Origin of the sequence: Spirosoma endbachense (assembly GCF_010233585.1) — a bacterium.
Taxonomy (GTDB): Bacteria; Bacteroidota; Bacteroidia; order Cytophagales; family Spirosomataceae; genus Spirosoma; species Spirosoma endbachense.
In genome coordinates this window covers 2,200,894-2,216,364 of the sequence record NZ_CP045997.1, presented here as the reverse complement: position 1 = coordinate 2,216,364, position 15,471 = coordinate 2,200,894, and the positions used below count along the sequence as shown (strand labels likewise).

The 15,471-nt window shown below is 48.0% G+C and carries 12 protein-coding genes; 8 read left to right on the top strand and 4 right to left on the bottom strand.

Annotation, left to right across the window (positions count from 1 at the left end; all coding sequences use genetic code 11):
• Window positions 1-308 precede the first annotated feature (308 nt).
• A complete protein-coding gene (locus GJR95_RS08605) occupies window positions 309-755 on the top strand; it encodes a YdeI/OmpD-associated family protein (protein WP_162385491.1) in 447 nt (148 codons plus the stop codon).
• A 121-nt stretch (window positions 756-876) separates the two neighbouring features.
• Window positions 877-1,299: a DUF1801 domain-containing protein gene (locus GJR95_RS08600; protein WP_162385490.1), complete on the top strand. Its 423-nt coding sequence runs from the start codon at window positions 877-879 to the stop codon at window positions 1,297-1,299.
• A gap of 140 nt (window positions 1,300-1,439) precedes the next feature.
• Here GJR95_RS08600 and GJR95_RS08595 read toward each other — a convergent pair whose 3' ends face one another.
• The gene (locus tag GJR95_RS08595) at window positions 1,440-1,631 is read right to left on the bottom strand and encodes a hypothetical protein (RefSeq protein WP_162385489.1); all 192 of its coding nucleotides are present in this window, start codon (window positions 1,629-1,631) and stop codon (window positions 1,440-1,442) included.
• Window positions 1,632-1,996: 365 nt separating this feature from the next.
• Between GJR95_RS08595 and GJR95_RS08590 the strand changes: the two genes are divergently transcribed.
• The 6 genes from GJR95_RS08590 to GJR95_RS08565 all read left to right on the top strand — a co-directional run bounded on the left by GJR95_RS08590 (window position 1,997) and on the right by GJR95_RS08565 (window position 11,847).
• Window positions 1,997-5,116: a SusC/RagA family TonB-linked outer membrane protein gene (locus GJR95_RS08590; RefSeq protein ID WP_162385488.1), complete on the top strand. Its 3,120-nt coding sequence runs from the start codon at window positions 1,997-1,999 to the stop codon at window positions 5,114-5,116.
• A gap of 25 nt (window positions 5,117-5,141) precedes the next feature.
• Window positions 5,142-6,593, top strand: a complete 1,452-nt coding sequence (locus tag GJR95_RS08585; protein WP_162385487.1) for a RagB/SusD family nutrient uptake outer membrane protein — start codon at window positions 5,142-5,144, stop codon at window positions 6,591-6,593.
• A 40-nt stretch (window positions 6,594-6,633) separates the two neighbouring features.
• Window positions 6,634-7,116, top strand: coding sequence for a DUF4843 domain-containing protein (locus GJR95_RS08580; RefSeq protein WP_162385486.1), 483 nt, complete (start codon window positions 6,634-6,636; stop codon window positions 7,114-7,116).
• Window positions 7,117-7,274: 158 nt separating this feature from the next.
• Window positions 7,275-9,758, top strand: a complete 2,484-nt coding sequence (locus tag GJR95_RS08575; RefSeq protein WP_162385485.1) for an alpha/beta hydrolase family protein — start codon at window positions 7,275-7,277, stop codon at window positions 9,756-9,758.
• Between the two features lie 318 nt (window positions 9,759-10,076).
• Window positions 10,077-10,388 (top strand): hypothetical protein, encoded by a 312-nt coding sequence (locus GJR95_RS08570; protein ID WP_162385484.1) that lies wholly within the window; start codon window positions 10,077-10,079, stop codon window positions 10,386-10,388.
• A 586-nt stretch (window positions 10,389-10,974) separates the two neighbouring features.
• Complete coding sequence (locus tag GJR95_RS08565; RefSeq protein WP_162385483.1) at window positions 10,975-11,847, top strand: PE-PGRS family protein; 873 nt, start codon at window positions 10,975-10,977, stop codon at window positions 11,845-11,847.
• Window positions 11,848-11,942: 95 nt separating this feature from the next.
• Here GJR95_RS08565 and GJR95_RS08560 read toward each other — a convergent pair whose 3' ends face one another.
• The 3 genes from GJR95_RS08560 to GJR95_RS41775 all read right to left on the bottom strand — a co-directional run bounded on the left by GJR95_RS08560 (window position 11,943) and on the right by GJR95_RS41775 (window position 15,414).
• The gene (locus tag GJR95_RS08560; protein ID WP_162385482.1) at window positions 11,943-12,146 is read right to left on the bottom strand and encodes a hypothetical protein; all 204 of its coding nucleotides are present in this window, start codon (window positions 12,144-12,146) and stop codon (window positions 11,943-11,945) included.
• 103 nt (window positions 12,147-12,249) lie between these two features.
• Window positions 12,250-12,396 (bottom strand): hypothetical protein, encoded by a 147-nt coding sequence (locus tag GJR95_RS08555; RefSeq protein WP_162385481.1) that lies wholly within the window; start codon window positions 12,394-12,396, stop codon window positions 12,250-12,252.
• A 27-nt stretch (window positions 12,397-12,423) separates the two neighbouring features.
• Window positions 12,424-15,414 (bottom strand): hypothetical protein, encoded by a 2,991-nt coding sequence (locus GJR95_RS41775; RefSeq protein ID WP_198424819.1) that lies wholly within the window; start codon window positions 15,412-15,414, stop codon window positions 12,424-12,426.
• Window positions 15,415-15,471 lie beyond the last annotated feature (57 nt).

The following is a 15,471-nucleotide window of genomic DNA, read 5'->3' as shown; positions in this document are numbered from 1 at the left end:
TGTGCCAACTGTTGAAAAATGAGTCAGTTAAAGTTACAAATTGATTTTGATCGTATCTGAATTAATTGCGATCCAGAAAAACGGCCTTATTGCCTGGGTTCTACCAACGGACGATTTATAACCGCAAAGTCATCCATAAAACAGTTCCATTAAATGATCTTGCTAATCGTACGTGGCGCAGCAACCACTTTATCCGTTGCCTGTGGTGAGCCTTATGAGTGACTAAAAGGCTAATTCTGGCAAAAGACTATCTTTGCTTCAGTGGCGAAACCTGGCTGGGATGATCAACAATAAACGAACAAGAACTGATGCGATTCCGTGCAACTCTTCAGTCTAATGGTAAAACAGTTACTGGTATCGAGGTGCCAGATGAAGTCGTGATCAGCCTGGGTGCTGGTAAACGCCCTCCAGTGCGGGTTACCATCAATGGCTATACTTACCGAAGCAGTATAGCTGTTATGGCAGGAAAGTTCATGATAGGCGTTAGTGCCGAAAATCGGAAGGGGGCTGGCGTTGTGGCTGGGGATGAAATCGACGTCGACATTGACGTGGATACTGAGTCGCGGGAGGTTATTCTTCCTCCCGATTTTGCTGCGGCCTTAAACGGTAATGTGCAGGCAAAGGTATTTTTTGAGCAACTCTCTTATAGCAATCAACGTCGTCATGTACTCCTGATCGAGCAAGCGAAGACCGTTGAAACCCGACAACGCCGGATCGCGGCATCGGTAGCTAGGCTGCAAGAGGGAAAAGCCTAGCTTACTGTCACTTATAACACGGCAAAATGACGCGCTGAGCTATAGGTCAGCAGGATTTACAATTGATTAAACAGGCTCGCGATTTATTTGCTACCTCTTAACTATAAAAGAGACTATGCCCATGGCGAAAAACAAAACGACCGAAAATGAGAATAGCGTAGAGGATTATCTGAATGCTATTCCTGAAGAGAAAAAACGTAAAGACTGTTCGGAGCTTATTACGCAAATTACGACACGAACAGGGCTTACCCCTAAAATGTGGGGTACCGGTATCGTTGGCTTTGGCAGCTATCATTACATCTACGAAAGCGGGCGCGAAGGCGATGCCCCGTTAACCGGGTTGGCTTCCAGATCAACTGCAATTACTTTATACCTGGCTACCAGCTTCGACCAAAAACAGGAATTACTACAAAAATTAGGCAAACACAAAGCAGGCAAAGGATGTATTTACATTCAGAAACTGGATGATATTGACATGGATGTATTGAGCCAGTTGATCCTTGATTCTATTGACCACATCAGAAATCAGTTTAACAACGTTTGATTCGTTGTCTCAAAGTAGTGCAATACCTCTCAGATAGGGTTGAAGATCCTATATTGTATTGACTAGTAATAGTCTAGGTTAAATAATCCACAAAAAAGCCTGGTCAGCTGACCAGGCTTAGTATACGGAAGAAAGTTTATTCATTCCTGTACGATTGCCGTCTCACGTCGTTCCGTAAGGGACTGGAAAATAGTTAGACCTACTGCTTGTGCGGCTATGGTAATGGGCCCGTACGGATCAATACCAGGTACAGGGCCATCCTTAGCAATAATCCAGCCAAACACCTGAAGAAAGACGTAATTCGATGCAAATCTGATTAATTGAGGTTTCATAGCGTGCTCTTTTAACGTTATGAACTATTAGTCGTTCGAACAGGAGACTTGGGAAACAAACGACTTCATATGTTTTTCGTGGGCTGGCGCAGCTGGTTGTTGGTTACCTCTATTATTATCCAGAAGTCGGAGAAGACCAAATCGCATCAGGAAATACCTAGGTACTGCAATAAAGTAAAATTTCAAGTCTGTTTACATCATGTCCTGAGTTAGTTGGTGTAAATTGTAAAAGGGGATTTTTGTTTTTGCAAAAATTATCATTTGCAATACAAAAATTGGCATTTCAGTATATTGTTGGTATAAAGTTCTAGTTATGAAAAAGGTATGGCTTATTTTTAGTAGAAGAATTTAGCCAAACCTGTGAAATGATTAAAAAACTACTCATCAACCTCTTACTGATACTGCTGAATATAATGAGCATAGCGTATGCTCAGGAGCGCGTCATTACAGGACGCGTAACATCCAGCGATGACGGCGGCCCATTACCAGGGGCCAGTATAACGGTTAAAGGAACAACACGGGGTACCACGGCTGATGCCAGTGGTAATTTTAGTTTAGCGGTATCGGGCAAACCCACGCTGGTCGTTTCATCCATTGGCTTTGCCCGGATGGAAGTTGAAGTGGGAAGTCGTAGTAGCATTGCGGTGCAATTGCAGAGTTCCGATAGTGAACTCGAAGAAGTAATCGTTACGGGGTATGGCGGTGTGCTCAGCAAACGGGAAGTAACCGGGGCTGTCTCTAAAATCAAAGGGGGCGAAATTCAGAATGTCCCTTCGCAAAGTGTTGACCGGGCCATGCAGGGGCGCATTGCCGGTGTACAGATTTCTTCGGCCAATGGGGCTCCCGGCGGTGCCATGCAGGTTCGCATACGGGGGGTAGGCTCAATTACGGCGGGTAATGAACCGCTTTATATTGTCGATGGTGTACAGCTTAACACCCAAAACACAAACAGCTTCGCCAGTTCCAATCCACTTAATTTTCTTAACCCGAATGACGTTGAATCCATCGAGGTATTAAAGGATGCTGCGGCTGCGTCGATCTATGGTTCACAGGCTGCCAATGGGGTCGTTATCATCTCGACCAAGAAAGGGAAAGCCGGTCGGACGCAGATCAAGTTTAACCACTATCAGGGTGTCGTTGAGCCGATCAAGTACTTCGACGTGCTCAATTCACAAGATTGGGTAAACATGCGGACGGAGGCTTTTATGAATGCCAACCCAACCCAAAATCGGACCTGGGCCTTGCAGCAGGTGCTGGGGATTCTGCGCTATAACACGGCCAATCTGGGTGAAGGTCAGTTACAGGGTATTGTCGACACGCTGAAGACCTATGACTGGCAGCGGGCTGCCATGCGGAGCGGTCGGGTTGAGAATTATGAAGTCTCGCTTTCGGGCGGTAGCGATCGCAATACATTCCATTGGTCGTCATCCTATAATACGCAGGATGCCAACGTCATCGCGGTCAATTTCAAGCGTTTTACCTCTAGCCTGCGACTGGGCCAGAAACTATCGGACAAATTACACTTTGAGGAGTCGCTTAACCTAAGCACAACCACACAGGGTGGACAGTATGCCTCACCCAATGGAGGGGGCTTTCTGGGCTCGGCCGCTTTTGGGGGGCCGCTGATGGTGCCCTCCAATGCCATTTACAATGCCGATGGAACGTATGCCAATACACCCGCTACGGGCAATGCCGTTGGGGTACTTAGTCATAATTTTATACTGTCGGCCAATCTGGCCAAAATTGCCGCCGTCACCAATCAGCTGATCGGTACAATGGCACTCACCTATAAAATAACACCTCAATTAATATTCCGGCCGACGGTCAACCTGGATTATCGTCTCATAAAAGGTAGTTATTACGCAGATCCTCGTATTCAGGATGCGTATAGTGTGCAGGGGCGCTCCCAGTTTCAAAATGACGAGAACGTAAACTTTCTCACCAATGCTACCCTGACCTACGGGCATCAGTTTGGTAGCCACTCCTTTAATGCACTGGCAGGGGTCGAGTATCGGAGCGATACCCGGAATACAACGAGTGGGTCGGCTACCGGATTCCCAACGTCCGACTTCCAGTATATCTCGGCAGCAGCCAACTATACCGCCATGTCGAGCTCCTGGACGGGCTATCGTCGGGCATCCGTGTTTGGTAAAGTTGATTACAACTACAGTAGCCGGTATTTCTTATCACTTATTGGCCGCTACGATGGATCTTCCCGCTTTGGCGCTAACAACCTATTTGGTTTCTTCCCCTCTGTTTCAGCCAGCTGGCTGGTTTCTGATGAGAGCTTCCTGAAAGGGAATAACGTGTTGACCGAATTGAAAGTGAGAGCCAGCTTTGGATCGACAGGGAACGACCAGATTGGCAACTTCGACTCAAGAGGTTTATATACCGGTGGAGCGAACTATAACGGTGGTAGTGGTATTTATGCCAATAGCCTTGCCAACCCCAATCTGAAATGGGAACGCAATACCGAACTGGCTGCCGGACTGGAATACGGATTATGGAATAACCGGATTCGTGGTCAGTTTGACGTATACGATCGTACCAGCAACGATTTGTTGTTACAGCGTCAGGTTCCCAATACTAGTGGTTTCACCACAATTACCTTCAATGCGGGCCAGTTGAAAAACCGGGGTTTTGAAACAGAGATTACCGTCGATGTGCTCAGAAACTCAGCCCTCCGCTGGGAAACTAGTTTCAACTTCTCGGTTATCGACAATAAGGTTACCAAACTGTATGATGGTATATCGCCCCAGGCCAATAAAGACAGCCTTATTTTGTTAGCCGCAGCCGTTCAGGCTGGTAACACGACAACCACCCGAAATTTCATCGTCGGCAAGCCTGTTTACGCAAACTATGTGCCGTTGTATGCGGGTGTAAACCCTGCAACAGGTCGTGCCATGTGGTATGACCAGAATGGCAACGTCGTTTATACGTACCAGACCCCACGTGATTCGAAATACGCCGGATCAGATTTTGCGAACATCTACGGTGGATTTCGGAACCAGATCTCGTATAAAGGGCTGGAGCTGACCGCGTTCTTCCAGTATGAATTCGGTCGTCGGGCAAACAACTCTCAGGGCCTTTCGCTGATCGACGATGGAACCCGGAATGTAAACACCCTGGTATCGACGTATGAGAATCGCTGGCTCGCACCCGGCCAGATCACCGATGTTCCCCGTCCGTATAACGGAGGAGCTGAAGTATTGGGTTCTTCGTATGTTTCCAGTACGAGCCGTACCATTGAAGATGCTTCCTACATTCGCTTAAAGCAGGTGCAGCTAGCCTATACGGTTCCGAAAGCGATCCTTACCCGTACAAAGGTGATTCAGAATATTCGCCTTTACGCTGTGGCCACCAACCTGGTTACCTGGACCAAATGGACCGGCTATGATCCCGAATTCCTCAACTTCGGATCGGGCAATACGGGTGCTATTCCCCAGTCAAAGACGTACACATTTGGGATTGAGGTAGGTTTCTAATTATTTATCTTTTGACATTCCGATTATGAAAATATACACGTTTAAACGGGTGCTTGCCACGGCTATTATGACGTGGGGACTTGCTGCCTGCAGTAGTTTAATTGAAGTGAAACCAAGGACATCGATTGATTCCGGTACGGCACTCACCTCACAGGAAGCCATCAATGCGGCTGTCAATGCGGTTTATGATGCGTTGCAAAGTACGGATCTGTATGGCCGTGATTTGATTGCGCTTCCTGAGGCCCTTTCCGATAACGGGCGTGCCACCAACAACTCAAGCCGTCTTGTGCCAGAGTACCAGAATCAATCGGGTGCACACATGATTAACTGGACTCAGGACTATTACGGGATTAACCAGGCTAATCTGGTTCTCGACGCACTGACTAAAGTTAAGCTGACCGATGCCTTACGCAATTCGTATGAGGGCCAGTGTCTGTTCCTGAGGGCTTTAATGTATTTCGACCTGGTTAAAGTCTATGCGTACATGCCAACAGCCACCATCAGTGATTATAATCGGGGTGGTGTTCCGTTGATTTTGTCAGGGGTATTGACCTTGCCTCAGGTAACCTATCCGGATCGGGCAGCTACGGATGCCGTATATACCCAGATCCTGGCCGACCTGACCGCTGCTATCGATAAACTAAGTGCTACGGCTAAAACAAGAGGGCCGATCTACGCTACGCAGGGCGCTGCTCAGGCACTTTATTCGCGAGTAGCACTCTATGCCGGAAAATACCAGGAGGCCGCTGATTTTGCAACCAAAGCATTGGCTTCCGGGATCGGTACATTTCAACCGAAAGCCAATTACATTGCTGGCTGGCGAACAGCTATTAACCCCGAATCGATGTTTGAAATTAACTTTCAAACGAGTGAAAATATCGGCGTTAATACGTCGCTACAAACAACCTTTACGACACTGACGGCCGTTGGAAACCGCACGACTACCGGTGGTTTTGGCGATCTGGTACCGACCGTGGCACTCCTGGCCGACTTAGAGTCAGAAAAAGATGCGTCGGGTGCTGTACTGGACATTCGTCGGCAGCTCTACGAGCTGGGAACCAGCGGTCGGGGCGCTGTAAACACCGAAACGACGAAGTTTCTGGGTAAGAATGGCACCATCAACCTCGATAACGTTCCGGTGATCCGTATTTCGGAAATGTACCTCAACCGGGCCGAAGCGTATTATCGCTTAGGAAAAGAAGCCGATGCCATTAAAGATTTGAATACGATCCGGACGCGGTCGGGTTTAGCCGAAAAAACCACCCTGACAGGTGCCGCTTTGCTGGACGAAATCATTAAACAGCGCCGACTCGAATTTGCTTTTGAAGGACATCGCTTCTGGGATTTGAAACGACTGGGCCGCGACATTGTCAAACTGCCCACAACGGTTCCTTTTACTGATTATCGCATTCTGGCCCGGATTCCGATTGCCGAAATCAATAACAATCCCAAGCTAAAACAAAATTATAACTACTGAGCCACTGACTCAGTGTTCTTAACACTATTACTACTTTGCTATGAAAACACTCCTGCGTTTCATGCTGATAGGTTTTATCCTATTTACACAAACTTCCTGCTTTGAGGAAAGTGATTTCCTGTGGAATAAAAAAACGGTCGTTGAATTTCAGGCTACGGTTGTTACCTCACTGGCCGTTGGAAAAACATATCCGCTGTTGCCCATTAAGAACGGGGCTGGCAATCAGACTACTCAGGTGAATCTGGTGGGGCCACAACGGAGTAAAGAGGAAGTTATTAAATTTTCGGTCGATAAAGACAATACGACCGCTGTTGAAGGGGTGCATTACAACCTGAAAGGAGGGACCTTTACCATTCCTGCCAATTCCAGTTTGGGGAATTGTGTTGTCGAGGTTTTGAACGGCACACCACCGACTTCAACGACGACCAAAACCGTTGATCTGGTTCTGACTCTGGAAGGAAATGGGTCGGACATTAGCCCGAACGAAAATTATAAGAAAGTAGGCTACCGAATTTCATTTTAAGAAGTAGCCCGCAGTTTTTAACATAGGACTTTCGCTCAGAACCGTGCCACGGTTTGTTGGCTCATCTTTAGTAACCGTGGCACGGTTCTGAGCGAAAGTCCATAACTATTAATCGTAATTCATTTTAACTCAATTAACCTAACACAATCGATTTCTATATGCGTTATAATCTAAGTATGGCACGCCAAAGTCTGTGGCTTTGGCTGATTTTAGGGTCTACCTTTTCGCTCGTTAGCCGTGCGCAGGATGCCCCCACTTACCAGACTCCGCCCAAAGTGCTGGCCGATCTGGTAACCGTACCGCCTACGCCCACAGTGAGAATGTCGGCAAAGGGCGACATGATGCTTATCTTCGAACAGGCGTCTGTTCCTACGATTGCCGAACTGTCGCAACCCGAACTCAAACTGGCAGGTTTACGCCTGAATCCGGCAAACAGTGGTCCCAGCCGTATGCCCTATATAACGGGCCTGAAGCTGAAAAAACTGACGGATAAAGACGAAAAGGCCATTACCGGCCTACCCGCTACACCTCAGATTAGCTATGTGCAGTGGTCGCCCGACGAAACCAAGATTGCGTTCGCCAATTCGACTGATAGTCAGATCGACTTTTATATTGCGGATGTAGCCACCGCTACCGCAAAAAAAGTTGGTTCACTGGCTCTCAACGCCACGTTGGGTATCCCATATCGTTGGGTGTCTGACAGCAAAAGCCTGATCGTCAAGACGATTTCGCCGACAAGAGGCACTGCTCCCGAAGTCAGTCGTGTGCCAAGCAGCCCAACCACTCAGGAAAACGTTGGCGGCAAACGTGGACAGGCTCCTACCTATCAGGACTTGCTTAAAAATCCGTCCGACGAGCGTCAGTTTGCCTATTACACCAATGCTCAGGTCGTTCGAATGAGCCTGGATGGGGTCGCCACAAACATTGGTCAGCCAGGAATCATTCTCTCGGCAGAACCATCGCCGGATGGCCAGTACGTGATGATCGAGACGGTGCATACACCGTTTTCGTACTTAGTGCCTGTTCGCCGTTTTCCGCTGAAAACAGAAGTATATGCGATTGCGGGTTCGTTGGTGAAAACCCTAAACGATGGCCCTTTGCAGGAAAGTGTAGCCTACAGTCGGGATGGTGTTCCCACAGGTCCGCGGGATTACAACTGGCGTTCTGATACACCCGCTTCGGTTTACTACACGGTGGCTCAGGACAATGGCGATCCTAAGGTAAAAGCCGACATTCGGGATAAAGTTTTTCTGCTGGATGCTCCTTTCTCGGCGCAACCCAAAGAAATCTATGCAGCCCAGTTCCGGTTCGAAGGTTTCGATTGGGGGAATGAAACGATGGCTTTGGCTACCGAACGCTGGTGGCAGAACCGCAAAACGATCACGAAAACGGTCAATCCTGGCAACTGGCAAACCGCTGTTCTGTTTGATCGTTCGTATGAAGATCGTTACACCAATCCCGGCCAGCCTGATACAAAACAGAACAAATATGGTCGTGAGGTGCTGAATCTGCTCCCTAACGACGAAATTTTGATGCTCAACATTCAGGGCGCATCACCCCAGGGCGACCGGCCTTTTGTGAGCCTGCTCAACCTGAAAACCAAGCAAACTAAAGAGCTCTGGCGTTCGGCGGCTCCTTATTTCGAACGCCCGATCGCGGTACTGGATGCGGCTAAACAGATCATCCTGACTACTCAGGAAACGCCCGATGAGAGCCCCAATTATTTTGTCCGCAACCTCAAAGCCCGTGTTGCTCCCGTTCAGGCGACGTTCTTCCCTCACCCGTATCCGCAGCTGAAAGGGATTCAGAAACAGCAACTTCGCTACAAACGCACGGATGGGGTCGAACTGACTGCCACGCTTTATTTGCCGGTCGGTTATAAAAAAGAACAAGGTCCGCTGCCAACGTTCCTGTGGGCTTATCCTGCTGAATTTAAGAGCAAAGAAGCGGCTAGTCAGGTATCGGGTTCTCCTTATCAGTTCAACCGGATCAGTTTCTGGGGTGCGGCTGCGTTCGTAACGATGGGCTATGCTATTCTGGACAATGCCAGCATTCCCATTATAGGCGAGGGCGACAAAGAACCGAATGATACGTATATAGAACAGTTAGTGTCGAGCGCCAAAGCGGCTATTGATGAAGGTGTTCGGCTGGGTGTTGTCGATTCCAGCCGGGTAGGCGTGGGCGGTCACTCATATGGTGCATTCATGACGGCCAATCTATTGACCCACAGTAAGCTTTTCAAAGGTGGAATTGCCCGTAGTGGTGCCTATAACCGCACATTGACACCATTCGGTTTCCAGAACGAGCAACGCAGCTACTGGCAGGCTCCGGAGGTTTACAACAAGATGTCGCCTTTTATGAATGCCGATAAGATGAAGACACCTCTGCTGTTGGTTCACGGTGAGGCAGACAACAATACGGGTACATTTCCGATCCAGTCTGAGCGATACTATAATGCGCTGAAAGGCTTCGGTGCAACGACTCGCCTGGTTTTCCTGCCTTACGAAAGCCATCACTACGATGCCAAGGAATCGTTACTGCATATGCTTTGGGAGATGAACGGCTGGTTGGATAAATACGTCAAGAACCCAGCGGCTGCCGGACAGGCCAACAAAGCCGGTAAAGTAGGCGGAGGGAAATAACTAGTTAGTTGGAGTAGCCAAAGGGTCGAGGTAGTCAGTAACTAAAAAATTATTGACTACCTCGACCCTTTGGCTATTTTATGGATTATCAGCTTGTCTGATTTTAACTGGTACTCTTCTAACTTCTATTTTATCCGTTCTAGTCATGAATGTGGTTGATGACAAAACCTATAAGCCGGCCGCCGGTGCGGTTTCAAAAACCGTATAGGTTTACAAATAACTTCCTGTTTCGAGATTTCTTCGCCAACTTTGGGCGCTGCTTACAGGCAGTTGACGGTGAATTGTCAAGTGCTTATCAGAGATAATAAATACCCACTAATGTTGCTCTATTACGGTCGTTTTTTTACCTCTGATCAAGGGATTCAGGTCGCATTCACCCATCTGAGTGATCTCTACTCGACAGAATCGCTGAAACAGTTTGCCAGTCAGGTCAGTGAGCAATATCGGTTGTTGGAAGACCAATTAAGCGAACAGGAAGAGGTAATGATTATCACTGCTCCGGATTTAACGGCCACCGAGATTGTATTTCTGACGAGCCACCCAGCAGCCGAAGTAGACCCAAACAGGACAGACATCGTATCGGCGAAAGTTACCAATCTGCAGGCCTTGTGCAGACTAGGGAAGTCCTGAACCAGATCGAAAAATGTAAATACCAGTGGCTTACAGATAAGGAAAGCTATCCGCAGGCCACTGGCTTATGGAAAGACTACGGGAAATATAGGTCAACAACTCTTCAATTGTACCAAAACGGACACCAGTTGTCCAGAATCGTACGATCAGGTTGCATTCTGAATTCTCAACTTTCTAATTATCAGCTATTTGGTGATTTGGTATGAAAGTTGGTCTTTGGACAAAGAGCCACACTCGCGCTTTTAAGTTGAATCAGATCATTGGCGTGACCTGATTCAATGAAGTGTTTGAGGGTTGACTAAATTCTAGGTTAAGAAAACGGAAAGCATACATAACTCTATGTATGCTTTTTTTTGTTTCCTGCTAGATGCACACAGCATACGGCTTACTTTCGTTTGGGTCTAAATGGCCCTGATTCAATAGTAAAACCAGCATTCAGTGTGTACCGTTACTGGGTCCGACTAATAAGATTTATTGGTAATATACGTTCTATCTGGCCAATCTTGGCTAAGATTGTAGTCGATTACTATATTGTTTCATAGACTACAGCTAAGAAAGTAGACGATGAAATCAGTTAACTAAGTCTATGCGTCTCGTTTTAATACTGAGTATTTTACTAGTAACAGCTTCCTGCAAACTTGAAATTCCTGATACGGATATAACGAAATTCACTCCAGAACCAACGGTGGTTTCGGTGCCGGGCGGCCTAATTGATAAAGTGACGGGATTGGCCGATAGTCGTAGTCAGCCCGGTAACCTTTGGGCTATTCAGGAAGGAGGTACTCCACTGGTACTGACAATGTTGGGGCAGGATGGCACTATAAAAGGGAGTATCAGTGTGCCAAAATTTACGAATCGGGATTGGGAGGATTTAGCCATTGGGCCTGGGCCGACTGAAGGAACGAATTATCTGTATATTGGCGATATCGGCGATATAAACGTACAAAACAGTATTTCACAGATTTACCGATTACCCGAGCCGCCAACGTTAAGAACAGCGATCACGCAGATTGAACGCATTAATTTCCAATACCCCGACCGGCTACAGGATGCCCGAGCGATGTTTGTTGACCCGCTCACTAAAGATATTTACATCATTGCCAATCGTAATCCCAACGTCCATTTGTATCGATTGCCGTACCCGCAAAACATCAATGCAATTACCGTGGCCGAAGCGTTTGGCGAGTTACCGATCGCTTCCCCCGTGACAGGAGCTACGATATCACCTGATGGGAGCGAGATCCTGGTACGAACCTATACCCAGGTTGCCTACTGGAAACGGAAACCCAACCAGAGCGTTGCCGACGCCTTACAAAACTCGAATAGCCGGCCAGCGCCTTTGTTATCGGAGCCTAAAGGTGAAGCGATCTGCTTTGATAAAGAGGGGAAAGGCTATTTTTCCCTTAGCCAGAAAACGTCATCGGCATCCGTAAATTTATTTTATTACAAAAAGCAGTAGCCAGAAAATAAACAGACCTGTTCTGCTCTGAAAGCTTATACAGCAAGCGGTCGAGCCTACCAGAGTCGACCGCTTGCTGTATGAAAAAAGGCTTCTTATTTCTTTGTCGAATCCGGTTCAACAAGCTTGGTCGTATCGCTCACCACCAATGTCGTATCATCGCTAATCAGTGTATCGTTTTGGATCACTGTGGTCGTATCCGACTGAGCCTGGTCTGTTTCGGTTTTCTTCGACTGGCAGGCTGTGGTCATAGTAATGACTGCTGCAAAAAAGAGGGCTGACTTGAGTTGTTTTTTCATGATAGTCCGTGTTGGAATGGCGAATCAGATTGTCGACATTAATACAGACGCAAGCAGAAAGTAACCCACTAATGCTATTAATTATACATTAATAAAGCCATTACTACTGTTCGCGAACAAATCCGGTCCAGTCCGCTTGTTGTTCATAAACTGGGCGGTTGCCAGTTGTTGCCTGCTGTGAATCCCGTTTGAAAAACGACAAATCTCCCCAAACGATTACGCCCAAACCATGTAGCTCGGGCGCAATCATTTACTCAATGGATGTGGATATAATCAATTAGGGTTTTAGTAACTTCACTTGCTGACGTTGTGACGATGTACTTACATTCAGTAATAGCAATCCTTTGCCATTACCTATCGGTACGCTAACCCGTTCCTGTAAACCTGCCTGATCGATGTGGTGTTGATGGAGCGTACGGCCCTGTAGGTCAATCAGATCTAGCTGAACCGCCTGGCCAGATGCACCACTAATTTCTATTTCTGCCGATTTGCCCTCTATCGGATTGCCCAGTGCCCGTACCTGCAATACCGCCGTCGGCTCTTCTGCGCTTAAGCGCGCCCGACCGCAGGCTTCTTTCAGGTTCCACACGTAAGTTACCACCTGGCCGTTCTGACGAGCCATCAGCGTAAACGGCTGAACATCATTGGCAGTACGGCTGTCTTTATCCACAAATTGATCCGGATTGGTTGTCCAGCCCGTTATACCGATAGCCTGAAACTCAATTGGAGTGCTATTGCCACCACTTGTGTTGAAATGGATAGCTCCCGTTCCGCAATCATAGGTAGGAGCCAGTAAGGTGAGCGGGCCTGTAGGCGGGTTAGGCGGATTACTATCACCTGTAACGGTGAATTTGAAGGTAGTAGACGCTGATCCACCATTGGCACTGGCTGAGGCCGTTACAATATAAACACCCGCAGTATTGGCCGTACCGACCAGAACCCAGGTCGGGATCGTACTACCGCTACCTTCCTGTCTGAAAAAAGTAGAAACTCCTGGTGGCAAATTTGATGCATTAACACCCCAGCTTGTTGTAAGGGACGAGGAGAAATAGGTGCCGATCGGAAAATAAACGCCCTGACCAACCGCCACTGTTAGGTCGGGTATGGTGCCTACCGAGACGGGGTTAGATGGGCTAGCGCAGTGGTTTTGTCTTGACCATGAGTAGGTAACGACCTGACCATTCTGTCGGGCTGAGATCATAAACGGTGGCGTATCGGCACAGGTACGAGCACACTGATCCAGAATATGGTCGGGGTTCGTAGTCCAGGAGGTAATCCCTGGCACCTGAAACTCAATCGGAGAGCTATCACCACCGCTTGTGTTGAAGTGAATGGCTCCTGTCTGGCAGTTGTAGGTCGGTTTGAGCACCGTTAAGGTGCCTCCACCGGGCTGCGATGTATTCGATACAGTTATCTTGAACGTAGTAGTTACAGGATTACTCCGAAAGGCGCCGGTACTGGCCGTCACAGTCACCGTAAAAACGCCAATAGTAGTTGGTGTTCCTAAAATAATGATAGCTGGTATAAATTGCAGGTCGTTCGGGCGGTAAAATACATACAACCCGTCTGGTAAGCCCGTGATGTTGAAAGCCCAGTTAGACATGTAATTCGGTACATTAACTGTTGGGTCGGTGAAGTACGAACCGACTGGAAAGCCGGATCCCGGTACAGATTGCCCTATCGTCAGAAACTGGTCGGGAATAGGCCGGTTCAATATGGGTGGCTGTGGGGTTGAGGGGTTGGGGGGATTATTACAGGCCGCTTTCAGATCAAAATTATAAACCACACTCACTCCACTCTGAGTCGCTGTTATCTGAATGACTTTGGGATCATTTCGCAAGCCCTGCTCGACGATACCAAAATTATCGGTAGCAGACGCGCGGGTGATACCCGGTGCCGAATAGGTAATGGGTGTGCCGTTTCCTCCGCTCGTGTTGAAGGTAATAGCCCCCGTTTGGCAGTTGTAGGTAGGGGCAAGTAAGGTAAAATTACTAATCGGTTGGGGGGCGGTTTCTGCATTAAGTTTAACTAATTGAATGGCGGTAGTGACGAAAACGATACTGCCATCACCTGCTGTTGCGATATCTGTTAAAAAGCCATCAGATGGTCCATCGAACGTTCGCAGCGCAACAACTTTCAATAAGTTAGGGTCGTTCAGGGCAAGTGAAGCCGTACTGACTTTTAGAATTCGGGGGTCGGCTCCGTTTTCCTTCGATGTGTTGCCCACTGCGTAGTACTTCGTACCATCAGGGTCGGTATAGGGAGTAATAAATGTTTTTGTTCCGGCCAGCCCGAGCGATCTGGCTCGTTTAAAATTGCCGTTCCCGTCTAGTTCAAGTATGGCTGATACGGGGGGAGCGACGGCCATGGCGCTGGGGATCAGGCCGAGCCCTGCCAGGGCATACCCGTTACCGTCGGCGGCAAGTGTTACATCTGTAACTGCAAGAAATTCGAGCAGTGACCCCGGAGCAATGCCGTTGAAACCGCCTGCCATTGGTAAATTGTTTAGCAATTTTTGCCAGACTACATTCCCGTTTCCATCGAGTTTGGCGACCCAGCCTAATGTACCCACTGAGTTAAGGTTATTTAAGTCCTTTTCGTCGCCGGTAGCATTATAATAGCCAACGACCAGAAACCCACCATCGGGGGTATTAATAACGGCTTCTCCTTTAGTCAGGCTGTTATTGGGGGTAGGAAGATTAGGGTCTGGGTAGGCAATTTGTTTTGTCCAGGCTCCCGATTTTTGAACAGTCAGAACATGGCTGCCATCAAGGTTTGTGCTGTTATTGAGTAGCAAGGCTCCGCCGTCTGGTGTACCAATCAGATCGTCGTTTGCCGGATTGTTGTTTCTTCCGCCCTGCTGGCCACTGGCATCCACACTGGTAAATATAGGGAAGGACGAACCATACTCTGACCCCTCCAGTACTATACCCCCATCTGTACTGGGAGCTGTTAGCCCAATCCCGGCAATGTAGGCATAGCCACCAACGCAAGGGCAGTTAATCGGTAATTTGCCTGCCAGATAGGAGGTGCCAGCCAACCAGCCAGTTTCAAAGAGTTTGTTGCCCTGTAAATCGTATTTTACGACCTTAGGGAAGGCATCCGACGTTACAATGTTGCCATCTGTTGTTACTGACATCGTTAATCCGAGCCGTGCCCATTGGGCATCAGGAATCGATTGCGCCCAGGCGACGGGACTGCTTACCAGCCCTAAACTGAGCAGGGTCAGCAAAACGCCTTTGACCAATTGAGTATAATTTTTTTTCATGTCTGTAAAAAATTAAGGGTGTTTGTTGTACGTAAAAAAAGCCCGGCTAATCTGGCC